Consider the following 22,018-nt stretch of genomic DNA (forward strand, 5'->3'; position numbering starts at 1 on the left):
CCATGCCAGAAGCGGGCTATTGTTGCATGTTTTGCCTGCGGCCTGGCCGCAGGCATTGGCCTTCATCAAAGCCTAGTGAGATCGATTCAATTTGCTATCAAATTAATACCAACCTGCAGCCAGCTGCACACTGCGGGCATATTCCCGCCCTGGGCCCTTTAAAACCGCTCGTAACCCTGCAGATAGCGCCATTGCCCTGGGGGCAGCTTGCTCAGCGATATCCGGCCGATCCGCAAACGCTTGAGCGACACCAGCTCCAGTCCGAGCGCGGCGCAGATGGCGGGCAGCCATTCAGGGGCTACGCGTTTGAGCGCAAATCGCAGATGGGTCTCGTTTTGCCAGCTGGCCTTGAGAGGAGGCAGGCGCTCGCCATCCACATACAGACCATTGGCCAGCAGGGCCAGGCCCTCCTCGATCATCTCGCCCTGTACCTCGGCCAGGCATTCCTGCTCCAGCAAGTCGGCCTCGTCGCTCAGGTGGCGGATGATGCGTGGATCCTGGCTGTAGACCACCAGGCCGCTGGCAGCGCGGGGAATGGGCAGCAAGAACTGCTGGTGGCGAAAATGGCGCGGCAAAGGCCGAACGGGCTGCGGCGTGTCTACCTCAGCCAGGTTCTCCGGCGTCAGCAGGTCCAGTGCACTGAGGCCGGGGCGGCCGGACTCCAGCGCGCGCAGGCTGTAGCCCGCCGGCTTGTGCAGCAGCAAGGTCACCGGCTGGATCGGACGCAGATCGGCGCCTGGCTGCAACACGACGGTCTGGCTGGGCAACACACGGGCACCGGGAGTGTCCTGGATCTGGCCATCCACGGTCACAAAGCCGGCATCGATATAGTGCTCGGCCTCGGCGCGCGAGCAACCGATGTCGCTCGCCAGGCGCTTGGACAGGCGAATGGCTTTGGGGTCTTGGGCTTGCATGGGCGGCAACACTGCGGCGTGGCACGGTACCGCACCATCCGCTCCTTCAAAAATAGCAAAGCTCTGCAGCTGCAGAGCACATGGGCTATTTTAAGCGCCTGCCGTCGCCAGCGCCCTGCGCGGGTACTGCGAGCCCGGGCCGGCTCAAGCGGGCGCAAAACGCAAACGGAACCGTGCACCGCCTCGGGACGAGCTTTCGGCATGCGCCACGCCCCCCTGCAACTCGGTCAGCGCCTGCACAATGGACAGCCCCAGGCCCGAGCCCTCCCGCTTGCGCCGCCCCGGCGCCATCGCAAAGCGCCGGAAAGGGTGGGCCCGCAACTCCTGCGGCAGGCCAGGGCCGGCATCGCTGACCAGCAGCTCCACCCAGACATGCCCTTGCGCATCCCGCGTACTGCGCACTTCCACCTCCAGCCAGTGCCCGCTGGCCGCGTGGCGCAGCGCATTGCCGACCAGGTTGGCAATGATCTGGCGCATGCGCAAAGGGTCGGCGCGGATCACGCTGATGGCATCGTCCTCGGGCAGTACCTGCGACAGCGCCATTTCGGCCTGCTGCAGCTGAGGCTGGAGCTCCTGCAGGCTCTCGCGCACCAGCGCGCCCAGACTCAGACGCTCCTTGCGCAGCGACATCTCGCCCGCCTCGGCCATCGCCAAGGTATGCAGGTCGTCAATCAGCCGGCCCAGGTGCTCGGTCTGCGCCAGCAGCAGCCGAAACTCCAGCTCGCTGGGGACGATGACGCCATCGCACATCGCATGCAAATGGGTCTTGAGCACCGACAGGGGCGTGCGCAGCTCATGCGAGATGGACGCGGCCGAGGCCTGGCGCTCGGCATTGAGCTTTTGCAGCGCATCGATCATCGCGTTGAAGGTATGCACCACCTCCTTGAGCTCGCCGTGCGCGCCCTCCTCGACCACCCGGGTCGAGCTGAAATCCCCGTGCGCCACACGCTGCGCCACCTCCACCATCGATGCCAGCGGCCGCGTGATGTAGCGCGATACAAAAAAGCCCATCGCCAGGCCAAACGGCAGGCAGACCAGCAGGCCGATGAACAGCGACACCTGCTCGCCAAAGAACACCTCGCCGCGCCAGTATTCACCATAGATCTGCATCGCGCGCGGGCTGTTGTCCAGGTCGCGCTCGATCAGGTCATCGAGCTCTACCCGCACCGATGTGGGCAGGCTTTGGTAGAACTGGTTGTACTGCACCGCGTTGAACGCCCAGGCACAGGCGCTCAGCAGTGCAATCGTGCTGAGCAGGGTGCCGGCGATCCAGAAGCCAAAGCGGACCCAGATGCGGTTCAGTCCCCGGGCCATAGACGGTATCCAATGCTGCGCACGGTCTCGATCAGCTCTTCCTGGCCGGCCAGCTGCAGTTTGCGCCGCAGCTTGGACAGGTGCGAGTCGATGACCCGCTCCAGCGCATCGCTCTCGGGCAGGCAATGCTCGATCAGCTGCGCACGGGAAAAGCAGCGCCGGGGCTGCGAGGCCAGCAACGCCAGCAGGCGGAACTCGGTCAGTGTCAGCGGCAACGGTATGGCCTGCCCGGCCAGGTCATAGACCCGGGCGCTGTGCTCGGCCGGGTTGATCTCCAGCGCGCCTACGCGTATCGGCGCCATCGGCACGGACGCAGCCTTGGGTTGGCTGCGGCGCAGCACCGCACGCACGCGCGCCACCACTTCGGCGGGGTTGAAAGGCTTGACCACGTAATCATCCGCGCCCAGGCGCAGGGCCACCAGCTTGTCCACATCGTCAGCCAGTGCCGTTACCATGATCACCGGGGTCTGGCCCTGGTCGCGGATAAAGCGCAGTACGTCGACACCGTCCATGCCGGGCAGATGGATGTCCAGCAGCACCAGGTCGGGCTGGTGTTGGCGGAAAAGCTGCACGGCCTGTTCGCCATCGCGCGCAAACAAGGTGCGCAGACCATCGCGCTCCAGGTAGGCCACCAAGATCGTGGCGATGCCGGGCTCGTCCTCCACGACGAGCACCAGCGGAGCCGCCACAGGTGGCGTAGGTAGTTTCATCGCGGACGCATTCACAAATAGGCTCCAGCGGCACCATCAAAAAGAGGCCCGCACGCTGTTGAAACAAGCCATTATGACCGTGCCGACCGCCTGCTGCACGCCTGGGCGGCCTCCATGTTTCCTCCATCAATTGTGCAAGCTTGCGCAAGCTTGGCAGGGTTGAATGGACCGCATATTTGTCCTGCCTGCGCGGCCAGGCCGCCACGGCCGCCACCGGCCAAGAACCGACTCCATTGCACGTGAAACCCTTGTTCTGCAAAACACTGCTGGCACTGGCACCCGCCGCTTTGCTGGCCGGTTGCATGACGCCGCCGCAGCCCTCGCTCCAGCCCGACACCCCGGCGCAGTGGCGCCAGGCGGGCACCAGCGCGGCCGATGCGCGCGCCATCCAGGCCGCCGATCTGGCCGCCTGGTGGAAACTCCTGGACGACCCGGCCCTGGACAAGCTGGTGGAGCAGGCGCTGGCCCAGAACCTGGACCTGGCCCAGGCCCAAGGCCGGCTGCAGGCCCAGCGCATCCTGCTGGGCATGGCCACCGCCGCCTACAAGCCAGAGCTCACTGCGGGCGTGCGCACGCTGCAGGACGTGGCCGCGCTCGACTCCTACTTCCATGCCAGCCTGGACATGAGCTGGAACCTGGGCCTGTTTGGCGCTGCTGAATCCACCGCGCTCGATGGCCAGGGCCAGCTGCTCGATGCCCAGGCGCAGTTGCAAGCAGCCAAAATCCAGCTCGTCGCCAATGTGGTGCAACGCTATCTGGAGATCTGCGTAGCGCAGCAGCAACGCTTTGGGCTGGACCAGCAACTGCAGCTCGATACGCGCCGGCTGCAGCTGCAGCAGGTCCGGGTGCAGCAGCGCATGGGCAGCACCGAGCAGGTGCAGCAGGCCCACCTGGAACTCAACCGCAGCCGCGGCCAGGAGGCCGAGCTGCTGCAGCACCAGGCGCGCGCCGCGCATGCGCTGGCGGCGCTGCTGGGCCGCAGCGAGCCCGACGCCGCCTGGCTGGCCGCCTCCAGCACCCCCCACATCCCCAGCGCAGCGGCGCTCAAGCTGCAGGTGCTGCCGGCCGAGCTGCTGCGCAGCCGCCCGGCCATCCTCGCGGCCGAAGCCGCGGTGCAGCGCGCCGCTGCCGCTGCGGGCCTGTCGAACTCGGCGCTCTACCCCCGCTTTGCGCTGGGTGGCTCGCTGCTGTTCTCCTACAACCTGACGCAAAACCGCCGCTCCAGCTCCAACCACGAGCCCATGCTCGGCCCGGTCATCGACATTCCACTGTTCGACTGGGGCCGCCGGCGTGCGCAGGCCGATGCCGACGCGCTGCAGATGGACAACGCCGTCAAGGCCTACCGGCAAAGCGTGCTGGACGGTGTGGCCGAGGTGGAAACCGCACTGGCAGGCCTGAGCGCACAACAGCTGCGCCAGCAGTCGCTGGCTGCCCAGACGCCGCTGCTGCGCAGCCGCGCCCAGCAGCTGCAGCGCCGCCAGCAGCTGGGACTGGCCAGTGAGCTCGACACCTTGGAGCCGCGCCGCCAGCTGCTGCTGCACCAAAGCCAGCAAAGCGTGGCCCAGGCCGCACAGGCACTGGCCTTTGTGGCCCTGTTCCAGGCGCTGGGCGGCGCCCCGCTGCCAGCGCAAGCCCCACCTGACACGCCGGGAGCCACACGATGATTGCCCTGGCGCGCAAAACCCTGGTCTACGAGTGGCGCCGATTTGTCCCGTCGGTCTTCGCGGTGGGCTTTGCCGGTGTGCTGCTGGTCATGCAGGCTGCGCTGGTGCTGGGCATTTTCAGCTCGGCGGCGATCTACATCACCGCCAGCTCGGCCGATCTGTGGGTCGGCTACCCCGGCACCCAAAGCGTGAACTTTGGCCGCAACATCGGCCCGGATGTGGAAATGCGCCTGCGCATGGATCCGGACATCCGCGCGGTCGAACCGTATGTCTGGGTGGATGGCGACTGGCGCGCCGACCAGGGCACGGGCCAGGCCGCCGGTGCAGTATCGGTCTACCTATCGGGCATCTCCACCTCCGGCACCGCCATGGTGTTCGACCGGGTCATTGCGCCGTGGCAGCGCAAGCTGCTGCGCGAGCCCGGCGCCGTCATCGTGGACCGTGCCGATCTGGCCAGTCTGGCCACCCATGAGGGCGGCACCGCCTGGATCAACAACCACCGCGTCCGGGTGGTGGCCGCCGTCGATGGCTTGCGTGGTCTGGGAGGCGTCAACGTACTGGCCTCGCTGGAGAACGCACACCAGATCGCGGGCAGTGCCCCCAGCCAGGGCAGCACCTACCTGCTGGCGCGCGTGCGCAAAAGGGTGGACAACCACGCCGTGCAACAGCGCCTGAGCAGCGAGTCGCGCAGCTTCGGCCCGCACGAAGTCTGGACTGCCGACAGCTTTGCGCACCGCTCCCAGCGCTACTGGATGCTCGATACCGGCGCCGGTGCCGGCGTGCTGTTCATGGCCATCGTCGTCTGCCTGGTCGGCGCTGTCGTCACCAGCCAGTCACTCAAGAGCGTGATCGCGGGTTCGGTGCGCGAATATGCGGTGCTCAATGCGCTGGGCGTCAGCCGTGCAGCGCTGGGCCGGGTGGTCGTGGAGCAGGCATGCTGGATCGGCGCCGCCGGCCTGCTGCTGACCACCATCGCCAGCGTGGCGCTGGTCTCGCTGGCCCAAGTCTACCGGGTGCCTGTCGCGCTCAATCTGCAAGCGGTGCTGGCCTGCGCCGCACTGGTCGCTGCGTTGGCGTTGCTGTCGGGCCTCGGCGCGATGCGTGTGCTTTTGCGCACCGATCCGGCCACCCTGCTGCGATGAGAGGTGGTGCGATGACCCATACCCCCCGCTCCACCCCCACGCTGCAGGCCGTCGGATTGCGCAAAAGCTATGTGTCCGGCGCCATCCGCATCCAGGTTCTGCAGGACCTTTCGGTGGATCTGTATTCCAGCGAGTTGACGCTGATCTCCGGCCCCTCGGGCTGCGGCAAAAGCACCTTGCTGTCGCTGATGTCGGGCCTGCTCACGCCCGATGAAGGCCAGACGTTTGCACTGGGCCAGAACCTGACGACCATGCCCGCCCGCGAGATGGAGCGCTTTCGGCTGCTGCACACCGGCTTTGTGTTCCAGGGCTTCAACCTGTTTCCGGCGCTGACGGCACTGGAGCAGGTCCAGCTGCCGCTGGGGTACCTCGGCATACGGCGCGCCGAGACCTTGAAACGGGCGCAGGACGCGCTCGAGGAAGTCGGCCTGTCCCACCGCGCGCACATGCGGCCGGCCGAGCTGTCCGGCGGCGAAAAGCAACGCGTCGCCATCGCCCGCGCGCTGGCCAAGGCCCCGCAGCTGTTGTTTGCCGATGAGCCCACCAGCGCGCTGGACGCCGAAAGCGGACAACGCGTGATCGACATCCTCCACCGCGTAGCCCGCAGCCACGGCACCACGGTGCTGTGCGTCAGCCACGATCCGCGCCTGGTGGGGCATGCCGATCGCGTACTGGATATGGAGGACGGCGCCGTGTACCGCGACCGGCGCCAAAACACCATGATGGAGAACCCAACTTGACCAAGACCCACACAACCTCTTGGCCCGTTCTGCACGCCTGGCATCTGCTGGGCCTGCTGTGCCTGGCAGGCGGCGGGCTCGCAGGCTGCACACCGGCAGCCGATAGCCCGGCCGTTGCCAACACCACCCAGCAGCACCAAAACCCGGTGGCCGTGGCCCGGGGCAAGATCGAGGTCGACGGCGGTCTGCTGGAGTTGGCCACCGCCGTCGACGGCACCGTGCAGCAGATTGCCGTCCGCGAAGGCCAGCAGGTCCAGGCCGGCCAGCTGCTGCTCAAGGTCCATGACGAGGACCTGCGTGCCGAGCTGTCCGTGGCCCAGTCCTCGTACCAATTGGCCCAGGCCAGGCACAAGGCGCTGGCCGCCAAGCTGCCGCTGCTGCAGACCCAGCTCAAGCGCCTGCAGGCCGCTGCCCGCGATGGCGCGGCCGATCTGCAGGAGGTGGACAACGCCCAGGCCGCGCTGCGCAATGCGCAGTCCGAGGCCGAGGTGGCACAGGCCGAGGTGAAGCTGGCCCAAACCAAGACCCAGCAGTTGCGCGAGCGCCAGCGCCTGTATGCCCTGCATGCGCCAGAGGCCGCCACCGTGGTGCATCTGCGCGCCCAGGTCGGCAGCCAGGTACACACCAGCCAGGCGGCGATGCGGCTGCTGCCGCTGCGCCCGCTGCGCATCCGCGCAGAGCTCAACGAGAGCTTTGCCGGCACGGTGCAAAAAGGCATGCGCGCCAGCGTGGTGCTGGACAACGACAGCAGCACCGCGCTGCCCGAGGCCCGGGTGCTGCGCATCAACCCCATGTATGGGCCTTCCACCCTGCAGGACGACGCCCAGCGCGGACCGTTGCGCGTGGTCGAGTGCGTGCTCGAGTTCGAGACGGCTCCCGGCAATGTGCGTGTGGGCCAGAACGTGAGAGTGAGCTTCCATGAATAAACACTTGCTTGCGCAGGCGCCTGCCTGCCACAACGCCGCTGGCTGGATGATCCAGTCCGACTTTGACGGCACGATCAGCCTGGTCGATGTCACCGACAGCCTGTTGCAGCGCTTTGGCCTGCCTGGCTGGACCGGTCTGGAAGACGCCTGGGAGCGTGGCGACATCGGATCGCGTGACTGCATGCAAGGCCAGGTCGCGCTGCTGGACATGGACCAGCAGGAGCTGGACGCCCACCTGGACGGCATCGCCATCGACCCCGGCTTCCCCGGCTTTGTGCAGGCAGCGCAAGTGCTGGGTCTGCGGGTACAGGTGGTCAGCGACGGAATCGACTATGCGATCCAGCGCGTGCTGGCACGCCATGGCCTGGGCCACCTGGAGGTCATCGCCAACCGCCTCGTGCAGAAAGACACCCGGCGCTGGGCACTGGAGGCCCCCTGGGCGAGCCCGCACTGCAAGCGTGCCAGCGGCAACTGCAAGTGCGACCGTCTGGCGGCGCAGCAGGCGATCACCGGGCGCGTGCTCTATGTGGGCGACAGCACGTCAGACTTTTGCGTCTCCCACGAGGCCGACTATGTGCTGGCCAAGTACCGGCTGATCGGCCACTGCGAGCGGCATGGCATTGCGCATGCACCGTTCCTCGGTTTCAGTGACGCCACCCCGTGGCTGCAGCAGTTCATGCAGCAGCAGGAGGCCCTCGCATGAATCCCCATGACGCACTGGCCCAGCATCTGGCGGGCCAACCGCAGGAAAGGGCCGCAGAAGCAGCCTTGCAAACCCTGTGCCTGACACCCCACGAATTCGCCCTGCCCGGCTCCGGCACGGCCGCACGCACCGGCGTGCTGCTGGTGCACGGCCTGACCGGCACCCCGGCCGAGATGCGCCTGCTGGCCAAGGGTCTCAACCGCGAAGGCTTTACCGTCTACGCCGTGCAGCTGGCAGGCCATTGCGGCAGCATGCAGGACTTGGTCCAGACGCGCTGGACCGACTGGCTCGCCAGCGTGCAATCGGCGCTGCTGCGCTTTGCCCCCCATGTGGACCGGGTCGTCGTCGGCGGTCTGTCGATGGGCGCCTTGCTGTCGCTGGCGGTGGCCACCTCGCACCCGCGCCAGGTCGCCGGGGTGGCGGCGCTGTCCACCACCTTCCGCTATGACGGCTGGAGCATTCCGCGCTACACCAGGCTGGCCTTTCTGCTGCCGCTGTTTCGGCTGCTGGGCATCGGCCGCGACCGCGTGTTCATGGAAGCCCCCCCTTACGGCATCAAGGACGAGGCCCTGCGCGCAAGGGTGGTGGCGCAGATGCACAGCGGCGACAGCGCTGCTGCCGGCCTGCCTGGCAATCCCTGGTGGTCCATCATCGAGCTGCGCAGGCTTTCGGCCCATGTTCGCAGCCACCTGCGGGATTTGCGCGCGCCCTGCCTGGCCATCCATGCCAGGGAGGACGACATCTCCCACCGCTCCAATGCCGAGGACATCGCCACCGGCGCGGTCCATGCGAGGGTCGAGGTCGTGCTGCTCGACAACTGCTACCACATGATCACGATCGACCGCGAGCGCCGCACGGTGATCGCCAAGGTGCATGACTTTGTCGCCCGCATCGGCGGCGCACGCACACAGGCAGTGGCACATGGGCGCTGACATCACGCCGCTGGTGGTCAGCCTGTGGCTGATCAATATCCTGGTCGACAGCGGCGGGCAACTGGCGTTCAAGGCCGCTGCCAGCCAGACCCCCAGCACGGCCACCGGCATGGCCCACTGGCGCTTCATGCTGGCACGCCCCTGGATCTGGATCGGCGGTGCCTGCTACGTGGTGGAATTCGTTGCCTGGCTGGCCTTTCTGTCGCTGGTCCCGCTGTCCGATGGCGTACTGCTGGGCAGCATCAACATTGTGGCCATCATGGTGGCCGGGCGCCTGTTCTTTCAGGAAAAGCTGGCACCGCTGCGGGTCGCAGGCATCGTGCTGGTCTCCATCGGCGTGGCCGTCGTCGGGCTCAAGGGGTAACGGCATGAAGCGCTTCTACCTGGTCGGCTTTCTGGTTCTGATGGCCTTCGACACGCTGGCCCAGCTGAGTTTCAAAAAGGCGGGCGATGCCGCACTGCCGCTGGAGTTCAGCCCCTCCTGGCTCTGGCGCGTGTTTGCCCAGCCCTGGATCTATGGCGCCTTGATCGGCTACATCGGCGCCTTTTTCACCTGGATGCATCTGCTGCGGCGCGCACCCGTCGGCCCCGCCTTTGCCGCCTCGCACCTGGAGATCATCTCGGTGCTGGTGCTGTCCCACTACCTGTTCCAGGAGAGCATCGGCCTGCCCCAGATTCTGGGCTGCATGTTCATCGTGGCCGGCATTGCCTGCCTGGCCCTGAGCGAAGCCCGGGACCATGGTGCCGCCAAGCCGGGAGAGAACCTGGCGGACGGTACCGGCGCCAGCGCCGCTGCACGCTGATGGCGCGCCACAGCCCTGGCCACCGCCGATGACTGTGCGCCGCATCTCCGTGCCTCCCACCGCAGGCTTGGCGCTGCGCTGCGCCGATCTGCGCCCCTGGGGAGACAAGCGCCTGGACCGGGCGCTGGCCGCCTGGCTGGAAGTGGACGAGGTGCTGCTGGAGTGCTCGGGCACCTCCGCGCTGGTGCTGGCACTGCGCACGCTGCAGCAGCTGGCTCCCGATCGCTGCGAGGTGGTGGTGCCCGCCTACACCTGCCCGCTGGTGGCGCTGGCCGTTGCGCAGTGTGGCCTGCAGCTGCGGCTCTGCGATCTGTCACCTGACTGCCTGGACATGGATGGCGATGCGCTCGATGCGCTGCTCAGCCACCGCACCCTCGCACTGGTGCCCACCCACCTGGGCGGCCGTGTGGCCGATGTCGCCCGGCTGCTGCCCCGCGCCCAGGCCTGCGGCGCCTATGTGATCGAGGACGCCGCCCAGGCCCTGGGCGCCCGGGTGCACGGCCGCAGCGTGGGCCTGCAGGGCGACATCGCGCTGTTCAGCCTGGCAGTGGGCAAGGGCCTGAGCACCTACGAAGGCGGCGTGCTGCTGGCCCGCGACCCGGCGCTGATGGCGGCGCTGCGAGCACAGCACCAGGCATCAATACGCCCCCACCTGGCCTGGGAGCTGCGCCGCAGCCTGGAGCTGCTCGGCTATGCCGCAGCCTTCCGCCCGGCGCTGCTCGACCGGGTCTACGGCGCACCGCTGCGCCGCAGCCTGGCGCGGGGCGACTGGGTGACAGCCGCTGGCGATGACTTCGGCAGCCACATCCCGCAGCACAGCCTGGGCGCCTGGCGCCAGCGCGTTGGCCTGCGTGCGCTGGCCCGGCTGGATGCGCACTGGGCGCAGGCGCAGCAGCAGGCGCAGCAGCGCATCGCCCAGCTGCGCACGCTGCCCGGTCTGGAGGTGGTGGAGGACTCCCCGCCCCAGGCGCAAGGCATCTGGCCGGTGATTCTGCTGCGCTTGCCCAGTGCCGCCCAGCGCGATGCGCTGATGCGGGCGCACTGGGCCAGCGGCTGGGGGCTGTCACTGCCCTTCAGCCGGGTGCTGCCCGACTACGAGCGCTATGCGCCCGTCCTGGGCGAGGCGATGGATGACCCGGTGCCGCAGGCCCGCGATTGGGCACAGCGCCTGCTGGCCATCAGCAACAGCGCCTGGCTCAGTGATGCGTTGTTTGGCCAGTTGCTGGATGCGTTGCGGCAGACAATGCCGCCATCAGCCGCTGGTTGAGCGCATGCTGGCCCGCCTGTGCCTGCGCCAGCGCCGGGGCATCGATGGCCGTGTCCTGGCCGTCACCCGCACTGAGCCAGCGCTTCCACCAGGTGCTGTATTGCCAGGACGAGACATCGCCGGTGATGTCGCTGCCCACCAGCTGGCCGCCCAAGGCCGCGATGATGCCCATCGCCTGCGCCTCGCGCATCTGGCCTTGGTCCCAGTTCGTGGTGACCACGTCCGTGGTAAACACATCCTTGTCGATGCTGAGGTAGGTGCTTTGGCGCTCGCTGGCCAGGGTGGCGGTCAGGGCATCGGCCAAGGCATCGATGCCGGGAAAAGCCCGAAAGGCGGCCGACATGCCCAGGCGCCGCGCCCAACCGGTGTCCACGCCGCAGCTCCAGTAGCTGAGCTTGCCGGCATGCAGCGGACGCAGGTAGTTCTCCCAGGCATGGCCGGCGCCAATATCGGGCGAGGTGATGCCCGCGACATGCACATGCGATACCGCCGGATGCATGGCGATGCGCCGCACCCAGGAGCCGCAATGCACACCCCAGGGAAAGCGCATGTTGTCCGGATGGTTGTCCAGCACCACCACCCGCAACGGGCGCGCGGGGCTGAAGCGCTGGCGGGCGATGCAGTGCTCGATCAGCAGCCAGGACAGGTGGTGAAAATCGCCACTGCCCATCCAGGCCGTGCCATGCTGCGGCGGCAGCTGGGCCTGCAGATGGCGGCGGAACTGCTGGTAGCGGCCCAGCGATGCGCCAAAGCGGATCGCCTCCTGCCAGTCGCCCAGCGCCAGGCGCAGCTCACCCGCCAACGGGCCGACGGAGCCATCGACATCCAGCACCAACGGGGTCATCGCTGTTCCTGCCATGCGCGGTCACTTTCAAAATGCCGGGAAAACCGCCGCCCCAAGGCCCGTAGCAGCGGGTTGCGGATATAGACCGCATGCTGGGTAAAAGTGAAGCTGGCGCCCAGTTGCGCCTTGACTTCGGGATCGGTCCAGCCGGCCACATAGTGTGACAGCCCGCATTCCAGCGCATATTCCAGGTTCACGATCCAGCTGACGAAGTACAGGTTGGTCTGGCGCGCACGCGGGTAGGACAGGCCGATGTATTTGTCGACCAGCCGCCCATCATGCGCAAAGCACAGGTTCCAGCCCAGCAAGCTGCCATCCTGCACATCGCGGTACTCAAACACCAGGCCCTGGTTGGCGGCATCGCGCAGCACTGCGGCAAAAAAGCTGCGGCTGAGCTTGTCAAAATGCAGCTCGCTTTGTGCATACACGGCCTCGAACAGCGCATAGTAGGCATCGACCAGGGCCTCGTCGGCAAAGGCCGGGCCGGTGGGAATGCGCCGGATCTGCAGCTGGCTGCGGCTCTTGAGCTTGCGGCGCAGGTCGGAGCGCCTGTTTTTGGACAGCCGCGCCAGGTAGCCGTCAATGCTGTCGAAATCGATAGGCACATAGGCCAGCGCCTGGCCTTCCACCAGGATGAAGCCTTCGTGCTGCAGCGCCTGGGCCAAGCGATGGGCATCGGCATTGTCGGCCGGCGGCAGCAGCGGCGATGCCTGCGGCAGGTCCTTGACAATGGTCAGCATGCAGCGGCCGGCGTAGCGGCACAGCTGGCTGGCCAGCTTGTCCATCGCCACATCCGGGGGCAGCACCAGGTACTCGCTCAAGGTGGAGCCGACAAAATCGGTGCGCAGCCGCAAGCGCTGCGCCAGCCAGGCCCCGCCGGGCAGCTGCAGCACCCAGCGCTTGACGGCCTCGTCAGCCGTGGTCAGCAGGTCAAAGGGCGCGCGAAAGGCCGGGAACGGCCGGTCCGAAAACACCGCAAAGCCCTCGGGCGGATGCGCGGCAAACTGCCGGATCAGCGCAGAGGGCTCCAACTGGTTGCGCGAGGGGCGCAAGGATTCACTCAAGTTCAGGACGCCTTGGCCAGGGTGATCAGCTGGTCGAGCAGCACCAGCGCTTCATCGATCTCGCTGCGGCTGATCATCAGCGACGGCGCGAAGGTGATCACGTTCTTGTAGTAGCCGCCCACGTCGAGCACCAGGCCCCGTTTTTGGCCCTGGTACGTGAGCTTGGCTTCCAGGCCCAGGTCGACCATCTTGTCCAGCAGCGCCTTGTTGGGGGTAAAGCCATCGGCCGTGCAGATCTCGGCGCGCAGCGCCAGGCCCATGCCATCGACATCGCCGATTTCCGGATGGCGCTTTTGCAGCTGTTGCAGACCATCGAGGAAATAGGCACCCGACTCGCGCACCTGGCGGCCAAAGTCCATCTCGTGGGTCATCTTCATCACTTCCAGGCCCAGCGCCGTGCCCAGCGGGTTGGAAGCAAAGGTCGAGTGGGTCGAGCCTGGCGGGAACACCGTGGGGTTGATCAGCTCCTCACGGGCCCACAGACCGGACAGCGCGTTCAGGCCATTGGTCAGCGCCTTGGCGAACACCAGCACATCGGGCTTGACGCCGAAGTTCTCCACCGACCACAGGGTGCCGGTGCGCCAGAAGCCCATCTGGATTTCGTCGACCACCATCAGCACGCCATGGTCGTCGAGCACCTTCTTCAGGCCTTTGAAGAAATTGGGCGGTGGCACCACATAGCCGCCCGTGCCCTGGATCGGCTCGATGTAGAAGGCCGCGTACTCGCACTGCTGGGTCTTGGGATCCCAGACGGCGTGGTACTCGTTCTCGAACTTGCGCGCAAACTCCTGCACGATGGAATCCGCATACTCTTCTGCAGTCATGCCCTTGGGGCGGCGGAAAGGGTACGGGAAGGGAATGAACTGCGCGCGGTCACTGAAATGGCCGAAGCGGCGGCGGTAGCGGTAGCTGGAGGTGATGCTCGAGGCACCCAGGGTACGGCCGTGGTAGCCGCCTTCAAACGCGAACATCAGGCTTTTGCCATGGGTGGCATTGCGCACCACCTTGAGCGAGTCTTCAATCGCCTGGGCGCCGCCCACGTTGAAGTGCACGCGGCCTGGCATGCCCCATTTCTTCTCGGCATCCTGCGCAATGAACTTGGCCAGCTCGATCTTCGTCGGGTGCAGGTACTGGCTGGCCACTTGCGGCAGCTCGCGCAGCTGCTCGATCATCTTGTCTTCGAGGCGCTTGTTCTTGTAGCCGAAGTTCACGGCCGAATACCACATCTGCAGATCCAGGTAAGGCGTGCCTTCCTGGTCATACATGTAGCTGCCCTCGCAGCCGCTGAAGATCTTGGGGGGATTGACGTAGTGAACGGTGTCGCCAAAAGAGCAGTATTGGGCTTCATCAGCCAGCAGTTGTTCGGTATTGAAAGTCACGGCGGAGGGCTCCAGTTTTGAGTGCCGCCAGTCTGGCCCTGCAATGTTGTGGCTCCGCCTACATTGTTTGTAGGATTGATGGAGATCTTGCCCGCTTGATGGAGCATGGCGGCTGCCTGGTTTGGCGCTGGCCCATACAGGGTGTACCATGGTCGGCAACCAGGGCGCCCCCCAGAGGCGGCCCGTGCATTTGAGCCGCAGACACCATCTTCCATGAATAGTCCACACAAACGCTTTTCGATGATTCGCGAGTTCCACCTCGCAGACTGGTTCACCCTGGGCAATGCCGTCTGCGGCGTAGGCGCACTGTTCTCGGCGATGACCTTTCTGGAAACCTCGGACCGCCGGCATATCTACTTTGCCGCCGCCCTGGTGCTGGCCGCGCTGATCTTCGATATCTTTGATGGCCGCATTGCACGCTGGCGGCAAAAATCATCGGCGATGGGCCGCGAGCTCGATTCGCTGGCCGATGTGATCTCCTTCGGTGTGGCACCTGCCATCATTGCCTATGCCTGCGGCATGCAAGGCATGTGGGACCGCATCGTGCTGGGCTACTTTGTGGCCTGCGGCGTCTCGCGCCTGGCGCGCTACAACGTCACGGCAGAGTCCCTGTCGGAGGGTCCCTCGGGCAAGGTGAAGTACTTTGAAGGCACCCCCATCCCCACGTCGATCGTGCTGGTCGCGCTGCTGGCACTGGCCGCCGCCATGAATGCGGTGCGGGCCGATCTGTGGTTCGGCATGGTACTGATCGGCGGCTTCACCTTGCACCCGCTGGTGCTGCTGTTTGCAGTGTCGGGCTCGTTGATGATCAGCCGCATCAAGATCCCCAAGCTTTAAGAGCCTGGGCCTCGCGCCCACGGCCCGATCACATCCCGCGAATATGCTCTACGTGGGCCAGCAGTGACCGCTTGGCCACCGGCCACAGCCGCTCGGGCGTGTCGGCATAGGCGATTGCCACCCAGTCCTCCGGCGTGCCATCGGGCGCTTGCGCCATGGCCTGGCGGACCTTCTCCTCGCGCGCCATGCGGTGTGCCTGCAGCTTGGCAATCACCTGCAGCGGCTGGGCCAGCACATAGCCATGGGCCGGCAGGATGAAGCCGATCTCCCCCTGTTCACATACCTGGGCCAGCTTGGCCAGCGAGGCCAGGTACAGGCGCATGTTGCCATCCGGCGGATCCACCACGGTGGTGCTGCCGTTCAATATATGGTCGCCGCTGAACAGCAGGCCGTCCTCTTCCAGCACCAGACAGACATGGTTGGCCGCATGGCCGGGCGTGTGCACCACGCGCAGGCTGTGGCTGCCTGCGGGATCGCCCGGGTGCGCCAATCGCAGCACCTGACCGTCCTGAAGTTCCTGGTCGGGCGTGAACTGGCTGCCCGCGCGCGCCGTGCAGGCAGACGACAGGCCCCAGATCAGCGGCTTGCTGCGGCCTGCCTGGGCGACCAGCGCCTGCAGCGGTGCTGCACCGGGTGAATGGTCGGCGTGCGAATGGGTGCAGACGATGGCGCGGATATCGCCACCGGTGGCGGCCATGATGCGGCTCAGGTGCGGGTCGTCCTGCGGCTGCGGCCTGGGGCCGGGGTCGATGACGATATAGCCTGTCTCGGCGTCTCCGACCAGGTAGGTGTTGGTGCCGGGGCCGGTCATCGTGCCGCCGTTGTCGGCCGTCAGGCGCTGCACGTTCTTGAGCAACGGCACCGGCTGTGCGCTCTGCCAGCCCAGCGCATGGTGCAGCTGGCCATCGGGGCAGACCAGGGCCAGCTCGCCATAGGCGGTCTCATGCTCCATGAATCGGCGCACCTCGCCGTTCACCACCGCGCCCCGCGGCATCGACTGCCAGAGCCATTGGCCGGGCTGCACCTGCTGCAGCGCCTGCAGCACATCGAGCAGCGCCTGCACCGTGGGGTAGGCGGCCAGGCGCTCCAGCGTGACCCGGGTGGGGAACATCACCGTCATCTGCCCGTCGGCCGCGCGCTGCAAGGCCTGCGCGGGGTGCACCCACAGCGGCTCGAACTGTTCGGTGTCATCGGTCACCGCTTCCTGCCCCTGCGGCATGCGCGCCACCAAAAAAGGCACGTCAAAGCGGATCGGTATTTCCTGCGCCGCCGTCCAGCGTGCCAACGGCCACAACACATCGGCGGCCAAGGTCAAGCCCAGCGCCGCGCACTGCGGCAGCAGAGGCTGGCTGCGGTCAATGCTGGCCACCTCGGCCTGGCTGGCCCAGCGGCCATCGGCGTGGCGGGCCAACAGCACGCCCATCTCCTCCATGCTCTCGCGGATGGCGGCCTGGGCGTAGGTCAGCTCCTCGGTGGTTTGCGCCGTGCGGCGCGCCAACAGGTCGTGGTGCTGGGCATCGCTGGCATCCACAGCCCCTCCGGGGAAGACATAGTGCCCGGCGGCAAAGCGCGCCTGGTCGGAGCGGCGCGACATCAGCACCTCCAGCCGGGTGGCGCCGGGCCCCGCGTCAGGATCGGGCGCATCGCGCAAGAACAGGGCCGTGGCGGCTGCGCGGGCCGGTGCGGGCTCGCGTTGCACATGGAGAAGCTGGCTGGTACGGGTCATGGGCCCATTATCAACACTTGCATGGCTGGCCCGTGTCACGCGCAGGGCCGGCAAGGACGGCATTGCCCCAGACTGTCCGCATCTACAACCTCGGGGCGCGGTGCGGGTAATGAGGCCCTCTGTCCCGCAGTGCAGCCGGCCGGGCCCAAAAAGCGATAATACGCAGATGGACATCCGTTTTACCAAGATGCAAGGCGCCGGCAATGATTTTGTCGTGCTCGACGAGACCGCCGGCCCGCTGGGTTTGCGTGCCGACCAGTACCGCTTTCTGGCCGACCGCCATTTTGGCGTTGGTGCCGACCAGATCCTGACGGTGCGGCCGTCGCCCGCTCCTGGGGTGGATTTTGAATACATCATCCACAACGCCGATGGCGGCGAGGTGGAGCAATGTGGCAACGGCGCGCGCTGTTTTGCACGTTTTGTCTATGACAAGGGCCTGACCGACAAGCGCGCGATCCGGGTTCAGACCCAAAAAGGCGTGATCGCCCCCGAGCTGATGGCGGATGGCCGCGTCACCGTCAACATGGGCCAGCCCCGCCTAGTGCCCGAAGACGTGCCCTTCAACACCAGCGGCCTCACGCCGGTGGCCCAGCACCACACCCAGAAATGGCCGCTGGCGCTGCAAGTGCCGGCCGATCCCACCACCGTGTTCGTCGTACCGGTGTCCATGGGCAACCCGCATGCGGTGATGCTGGTCGACGATGTGGACACTGCGCCGGTCGCCTCCCAGGGCCCCGTGCTGGAGTCCCATCCCCGTTTTCCCGAACGCGTGAATGTCGGCTTTCTGCAGGTGCAGACGGCGCACCAGGTGCGGCTGCGGGTGTTTGAGCGCGGCACCGGCGAGACCCTGGCCTGCGGTACCGGCGCCTGCGCGGCGGTGGTGGCCGGCATCGAGCTGGGCCTGCTGCAAAGCCCGGTGGATGTGCAGACCCGGGGCGGCCTGCTGACCATCGCCTGGAGCGGCCAGGCCGCCGACCCGGTGATGATGACCGGCCCGGCCACGACCGTGTTCGAAGGTGAGATCCGCATTCCGGACTAGGCACGGCGCTGCACCTTGCGGCTACCGATTGAGGAGACGGCGAGCAGCCGATACGAGAGAGACCGATGAGCGCAAACAACAACCAGGTTCCCCCCATTACCGAAGAAGACATCGCCGAGTTCCTGGTGCAGACACCGGATTTCTTCGAGCGCCAGGCCCAGGTGCTGACCGGCGTGCACATGGTCAGCCCCTACGGCAACCGCACCGTCAGCCTGCAGGAGCGCCAGGCCGAGATGCTGCGCGACAAGATCAAGGGCCTGGAGCACCGCATCATGGACATGATGCGCAACGGCAGCCAGAACCACCACACGATTGACCGCATCCACCACTGGACCTGCGATGTCGTCAAGACCCGCAACCCGCTGCAGCTGCCCGAGGTGATTGCCGACAGCCTGATGCAGCACTTCGAGGTGCCCCAGGTCGCGCTGCGGCTCTGGGATGTGGCCGAAACCTACCTGAACGAGCCCTTCGCCCAGGGCGTGAGCGCCGATGCGCGCAGCTTTGCGAGCTCGCTGTCCACCCCCTACTGCGGCCCCAATGTCGGCGTCGAGCCGGCCGGCTGGCTGCCCGACAGCGCGCAGGTGCAGTCGGTGGTGCTGCTGCCGCTGCGCGACGGCGCCATCCTGGGTGACACCCCCGCCTGGGGCCTGCTGGTGCTGGGCTCTCCCGATCCGGCCCGCTTCCAGGCCGACATGGACACCGATCTGCTCGAGCGCATGGGCGAGATTGCCGCCAGCGTGCTCTGCCGCCTGCGCTAGGCCCATGGACAGCGCCGTGCTCAGCACCCCTATGCTCCAGTACCTGGAGCATGTGCGCGTGCAAAAGCGGCTGGCGCCGCGCACACACACGCTCTACACGCTGGATTTGCAGCGCCTGTCGGCCATGGCCGCCGAGGCCCACACCGAGGTACTGCAACTGGGGCCCCAGCATATCCGCCGCTTTGTCGCGCAGATGCATGCCGCAGGCCGCAGTGGCCGTGGCATTGCGCTGATCCTGAGCGGCTGGCGCGGCTTTTTCAACTGGGCTGGCCGCGAAGGCCTGGTCGAGCGCAACCCGGTGCAGGATGTGCGCGCCCCTAAATCTCCGAAGCCCTTGCCCAAGGCCTTGTCCGTCGACGATGCGGTGCGCTTTTCCGAAGCCAGCCATGCGCAGGGCGACCCCTGGGTGCAGACCCGCGACAGTGCCATGGTCGAGCTGATGTATGGCAGCGGCCTGCGCGTGGGCGAGCTCGTGGGCCTGGATACCGCTGCCAGCGTGCAGGCGCTGGGCTGGATCGATATGGAGGCAGCCGAGGCCCATGTGCTGGGCAAGGGCAGCAAGCGCCGTGTGGTGCCTGTGGGCAAGGCGGCGCTGGTGGCGCTGCAGGCCTGGCTGGCCGTGCGTGACCAGGTCGCGCCCTGCGATGCCGCGCTGTTCATCGGTGTGCGCGGCGCCCGCCTGTCGGCCGCCAGCGTCTGGCAGCGCCTGCGCGAGCGCAGCCTGGTCGCCGGCATGACCACGCCGGTGCACCCGCACATACTGCGCCATTCCTTTGCCAGCCATGTGCTGCAGTCCAGCCAGGATTTGCGCGCGGTGCAGGAGTTGCTGGGACACGCCAGCATCACCACCACCCAGGTCTACACCCGGCTCGATTTTCAGCACTTGGCCCAGGTCTACGACCAGGCCCATCCGCGCGCCCGCAAAAAGGACTGAGCGGAAAGCAAAACGGCCACCGATGGGCATCGGTGGCCGCTGTGCGCGATCAGGTGTGAAGTCTGCCGATAAGCCGGATTCTGTGCACCCGGGTTGCCCCAGGCGTGACCGCCATTACTCTGGGCCGGGTGTCACCACCACGGCTCGACGCTACCTACCCGCCAACTCTGCGGAACCACATCAACGCTGGCCTACTTGGTATTGCTGCGCGTAGAGATTGCCCGTTTCACCCCGGGTGGTTTACCTTGCGGTACGCCCCCCGGACTCGTCTCTGTTGCTCTGATCCTCACCTCACGGTGGGCAGCCGTTAGCTGCTACGCTGTCCTGTGCAGTCCGGACATTCCTCCAGTGCGGCCTTTCGGCACTAGCACCAGCGGCGGTCTGGCAGGCTTCACAGGCATGATTATTCCACCGAATGGCAGCCGCCCGCGCCAGCCGGGCAAAAACTGCAGGCCGCTGCCAGGATAAACGGCCAACCGCCGCCCTATTCGGCCACCGCGCTGCCGAACTCGCGCCGGAACTGCTCGGGCGGCATGCCCGCAGCGCGCTGGAACATCGCGATAAAAGCTGAGGCCGTGCTGTAGCCCAGGTCAAAGGCGATCTCCTGCACCGTCCGGCCCTGGCCCAGCGCATCCACCGCGCAGAGGTGGCGCAGGCGCTGGCGCCATTCGGCCAGGCCCATGCCCAGCTCATGGTGGCAGTGGCGCGCCAAGGTCCGCTCGGTCATATGCACTGAAGCCGCCCAATCGGCCATCGTGCGGCGGCTGCCAGGCTCGGCCTTGAGGGCATCGAGCACGGCCACCAGCGCCTTGGACTGGGCCGATGGCAGAAAGCTGTGCTCGGGCGGCGCCAGCCGCAGCTGGTCCACCATGACCTCGGCCAGGCGCAGGTCCTCGGCCGTTGATGGCCGGCGTATGTCGCGCTGTGCCAGATCGGCGAGGATGCTGCGTGCAATGGCGCTGATGCGGATGATGCAGGCCTGCTCGGGAAGGCCTGTGCACAGCGCCGGCTGCACATAAAACGAGCGGTAGACGGCCGCCTGCGGCACATAGCAGTTGTGCTCCACCGCCGGCGGAATCCAGATGCCGTACTGCGGCGGTGCCACCAGGCTCCGCCCCTGGGTGACGATGGTCATCGTGCCATGCGATGTGTAGTTCAGGTGGCCGGGCCGGTGGCTGTGCGCATCTGCAAAACTGCCGGCGGCAAACTCGTCGTAGCGCACCAGATAGGGCGCCGTCTCGGCATCCACGTCGTAAATTTTCAGTGCCTGGCCTGTCGCCATCGCGGCCTCCTTGCCTGCCGCACCGCGCAATATGTCTGGCTTGGTGCTTTAAATGTCTGATTGCAGCTATAGGCTTTAAACCCGCCACGGCGATGATAGCAGCCAGATGTTTTTGAATGCTTGAGATATGCAATACCTGTATCCGCTGCTGGCGGTCTTGATCTGGTCGGGCAACACCGTTGTCAGCAAACAGGCCGCTGGCGCCATTGCGCCGATTGAAATCGGCTTTCTGCGCTGGGTGCTGGCGGTGCTGCTGGTCACCCCCGTGCTGCTGCCGGCAGTCTGGCGCAACCGCGAGGCCATCCGGGGCCATGCCGGCCAGATCCTGGTGCTGGGCGTACTCGGCATGGTGGTCTACCAAAGCTGCGCGTACTTTGCCGCCGCCTACACCACCGCCACGCACATGGGCATCATCCTGACCCTGTCGCCCTTGGTGGTGCTGGGCATCTGCGTGGGCCTGCTCGGCCAGGTGCTGACGGCCGGTGGCGCCCTCGGCTCGGTGCTGGCCTTTGCCGGTGTGGTGCTGGTGATCAGCGAAGGCCACCCCGGGTCCTTGCTGGACCAGGGCATCAACCGGGGCGATCTGCTGATGCTGCTGGCCTGCCTGGCCTATGCGGCCTACAACATCCTGCTCAAGCGCTGGGCCATGCCGCGCGTGCCCAGCTGGCAGTTGCTCTACCTGCAGATGGTGGTGGCCATGGTCGCGCAGCTGCCGTTCTACCTGGCCTCGCCCAAGGTCGGCCTCCATGCCGATAACTGGTACCTGGTTGCCTATGCCGGCACGATGGCGTCCATCGTGGCCACCTGGATGTGGATGACGGCCGTCGCCAAGCTCGGGCCCAGCCGCTCGATCATGTTCTTCAACCTGACCCCGTTGCTGACCGCGCTGATCGCCTCGGCCTGGGCCAAGGAGCAGTTGCACAGCTACCTGTGGATCGGCGGCGCGATGACCATCCTGGGTGTGCTGCTGGCCGAGCTGTGGAAGACGCCGCTGCGCCGCGCCAAACCGCGCGCCAGCACAGCGGCCTGACGCCAGGGAA

General features: G+C 66.7%; 22 protein-coding genes and 1 other RNA gene. 14 read left to right on the forward strand and 9 right to left on the reverse strand.

The genetic code is table 11. The features are described 5' to 3' along the window. Positions 1-158: 158 nt before the first annotated feature. From ACCQ08_RS17605 to ACCQ08_RS17615, 3 genes are all read right to left on the reverse strand, one after another. Positions 159-914: an RNA pseudouridine synthase gene (locus ACCQ08_RS17605; RefSeq protein ID WP_373450528.1), complete on the reverse strand. Its 756-nt coding sequence runs from the start codon at positions 912-914 to the stop codon at positions 159-161. A 144-nt stretch (positions 915-1,058) separates the two neighbouring features. Next, positions 1,059-2,228, reverse strand: coding sequence for an ATP-binding protein (locus ACCQ08_RS17610; protein WP_239810670.1), 1,170 nt, complete (start codon positions 2,226-2,228; stop codon positions 1,059-1,061). Beyond that, entirely contained in the window at positions 2,213-2,938 is a 726-nt protein-coding gene (locus ACCQ08_RS17615) for a response regulator (protein ID WP_239810669.1), read from the reverse strand. The genes ACCQ08_RS17610 and ACCQ08_RS17615 overlap by 16 nt, the downstream gene beginning before the upstream one ends. Positions 2,939-3,177: 239 nt before the next feature. On the opposite strand from ACCQ08_RS17615, the gene ACCQ08_RS17620 reads away from it, so the two are divergent. From ACCQ08_RS17620 to ACCQ08_RS17660, 9 genes are read left to right on the forward strand one after another with little or no spacing between them, the layout of a single operon-like run. Continuing rightward, positions 3,178-4,602, forward strand: coding sequence for a TolC family protein (locus tag ACCQ08_RS17620; RefSeq protein ID WP_373450529.1), 1,425 nt, complete (start codon positions 3,178-3,180; stop codon positions 4,600-4,602). Further along, positions 4,599-5,744, forward strand: coding sequence for an ABC transporter permease (locus tag ACCQ08_RS17625; RefSeq protein WP_373450530.1), 1,146 nt, complete (start codon positions 4,599-4,601; stop codon positions 5,742-5,744). Before ACCQ08_RS17620 ends, ACCQ08_RS17625 begins: the two co-directional genes overlap by 4 nt. 11 nt (positions 5,745-5,755) lie before the next feature. Continuing rightward, positions 5,756-6,484 (forward strand): ABC transporter ATP-binding protein, encoded by a 729-nt coding sequence (locus ACCQ08_RS17630; RefSeq protein WP_239810666.1) that lies wholly within the window; start codon positions 5,756-5,758, stop codon positions 6,482-6,484. Then, a complete protein-coding gene (locus ACCQ08_RS17635; protein WP_312417443.1) occupies positions 6,481-7,410 on the forward strand; it encodes an HlyD family efflux transporter periplasmic adaptor subunit in 930 nt (309 codons plus the stop codon). The genes ACCQ08_RS17630 and ACCQ08_RS17635 overlap by 4 nt, the downstream gene beginning before the upstream one ends. Beyond that, positions 7,403-8,113, forward strand: a complete 711-nt coding sequence (locus ACCQ08_RS17640) for an MtnX-like HAD-IB family phosphatase (protein WP_373450531.1) — start codon at positions 7,403-7,405, stop codon at positions 8,111-8,113. Before ACCQ08_RS17635 ends, ACCQ08_RS17640 begins: the two co-directional genes overlap by 8 nt. Continuing rightward, positions 8,110-9,045: a carboxylesterase gene (locus ACCQ08_RS17645; protein WP_239810663.1), complete on the forward strand. Its 936-nt coding sequence runs from the start codon at positions 8,110-8,112 to the stop codon at positions 9,043-9,045. The genes ACCQ08_RS17640 and ACCQ08_RS17645 overlap by 4 nt, the downstream gene beginning before the upstream one ends. Continuing rightward, positions 9,035-9,409, forward strand: coding sequence for a hypothetical protein (locus tag ACCQ08_RS17650; RefSeq protein ID WP_239810662.1), 375 nt, complete (start codon positions 9,035-9,037; stop codon positions 9,407-9,409). The genes ACCQ08_RS17645 and ACCQ08_RS17650 overlap by 11 nt, the downstream gene beginning before the upstream one ends. Before the next feature lie 4 nt (positions 9,410-9,413). Continuing rightward, the gene (locus tag ACCQ08_RS17655; RefSeq protein WP_373450532.1) at positions 9,414-9,848 is read left to right on the forward strand and encodes an EamA family transporter; all 435 of its coding nucleotides are present in this window, start codon (positions 9,414-9,416) and stop codon (positions 9,846-9,848) included. A 28-nt stretch (positions 9,849-9,876) separates the two neighbouring features. Continuing rightward, positions 9,877-11,115, forward strand: a complete 1,239-nt coding sequence (locus ACCQ08_RS17660; RefSeq protein ID WP_373450533.1) for a DegT/DnrJ/EryC1/StrS family aminotransferase — start codon at positions 9,877-9,879, stop codon at positions 11,113-11,115. On the opposite strand, the gene ACCQ08_RS17665 is transcribed toward ACCQ08_RS17660, so the two are convergent. From ACCQ08_RS17665 to ACCQ08_RS17675, 3 genes are read right to left on the reverse strand one after another with little or no spacing between them, the layout of a single operon-like run. Beyond that, positions 11,045-11,959, reverse strand: coding sequence for a hypothetical protein (locus ACCQ08_RS17665; protein WP_373450534.1), 915 nt, complete (start codon positions 11,957-11,959; stop codon positions 11,045-11,047). The genes ACCQ08_RS17660 and ACCQ08_RS17665 overlap by 71 nt on opposite strands. Further along, on the reverse strand, positions 11,956-13,023 hold the full coding sequence (locus ACCQ08_RS17670) for a GNAT family N-acetyltransferase (protein WP_373450535.1): 1,068 nt from the start codon (positions 13,021-13,023) through the stop codon (positions 11,956-11,958). The genes ACCQ08_RS17665 and ACCQ08_RS17670 overlap by 4 nt, the downstream gene beginning before the upstream one ends. A 2-nt stretch (positions 13,024-13,025) precedes the next feature. Next, the gene (locus ACCQ08_RS17675; protein WP_239810658.1) at positions 13,026-14,402 is read right to left on the reverse strand and encodes an aspartate aminotransferase family protein; all 1,377 of its coding nucleotides are present in this window, start codon (positions 14,400-14,402) and stop codon (positions 13,026-13,028) included. 213 nt (positions 14,403-14,615) lie between these two features. Between ACCQ08_RS17675 and pssA the strand changes: the two genes are divergently transcribed. Continuing rightward, entirely contained in the window at positions 14,616-15,239 is a 624-nt protein-coding gene (gene pssA / locus ACCQ08_RS17680; RefSeq protein WP_373450536.1) for a CDP-diacylglycerol--serine O-phosphatidyltransferase, read from the forward strand. Positions 15,240-15,267: 28 nt separating this feature from the next. Here pssA and ACCQ08_RS17685 read toward each other — a convergent pair whose 3' ends face one another. After that, positions 15,268-16,965 (reverse strand): MBL fold metallo-hydrolase, encoded by a 1,698-nt coding sequence (locus ACCQ08_RS17685; protein WP_373450537.1) that lies wholly within the window; start codon positions 16,963-16,965, stop codon positions 15,268-15,270. 166 nt (positions 16,966-17,131) lie between these two features. Between ACCQ08_RS17685 and dapF the strand changes: the two genes are divergently transcribed. The 3 genes from dapF (at position 17,132) to ACCQ08_RS17700 (ending at position 19,696) form a co-directional block, all read left to right on the forward strand. Further along, positions 17,132-18,004 (forward strand): diaminopimelate epimerase, encoded by an 873-nt coding sequence (dapF, locus tag ACCQ08_RS17690; RefSeq protein WP_239810655.1) that lies wholly within the window; start codon positions 17,132-17,134, stop codon positions 18,002-18,004. 65 nt (positions 18,005-18,069) lie between these two features. Next, positions 18,070-18,762, forward strand: coding sequence for a DUF484 family protein (locus ACCQ08_RS17695; protein ID WP_312417456.1), 693 nt, complete (start codon positions 18,070-18,072; stop codon positions 18,760-18,762). Positions 18,763-18,766: 4 nt separating this feature from the next. Next, complete coding sequence (locus ACCQ08_RS17700) at positions 18,767-19,696, forward strand: tyrosine recombinase XerC (RefSeq protein WP_373450538.1); 930 nt, start codon at positions 18,767-18,769, stop codon at positions 19,694-19,696. Positions 19,697-19,749: 53 nt separating this feature from the next. Here the strand turns inward: ACCQ08_RS17700 and rnpB are convergent. Further along, positions 19,750-20,089: RNase P RNA component class A (rnpB, locus tag ACCQ08_RS17705), an RNA gene on the reverse strand. Positions 20,090-20,180: 91 nt separating this feature from the next. Next, entirely contained in the window at positions 20,181-20,978 is a 798-nt protein-coding gene (locus tag ACCQ08_RS17710; RefSeq protein WP_373450539.1) for a helix-turn-helix transcriptional regulator, read from the reverse strand. A 127-nt stretch (positions 20,979-21,105) separates the two neighbouring features. On the opposite strand from ACCQ08_RS17710, the gene ACCQ08_RS17715 reads away from it, so the two are divergent. Next, positions 21,106-22,008: a DMT family transporter gene (locus ACCQ08_RS17715; RefSeq protein ID WP_239810651.1), complete on the forward strand. Its 903-nt coding sequence runs from the start codon at positions 21,106-21,108 to the stop codon at positions 22,006-22,008. Positions 22,009-22,018: the final 10 nt, after the last annotated feature.

Source organism: Comamonas sp. SY3, assembly GCF_041730275.1.
In the GTDB taxonomy this organism is placed as follows: domain Bacteria; phylum Pseudomonadota; class Gammaproteobacteria; order Burkholderiales; family Burkholderiaceae_C; genus Comamonas; species Comamonas sediminis.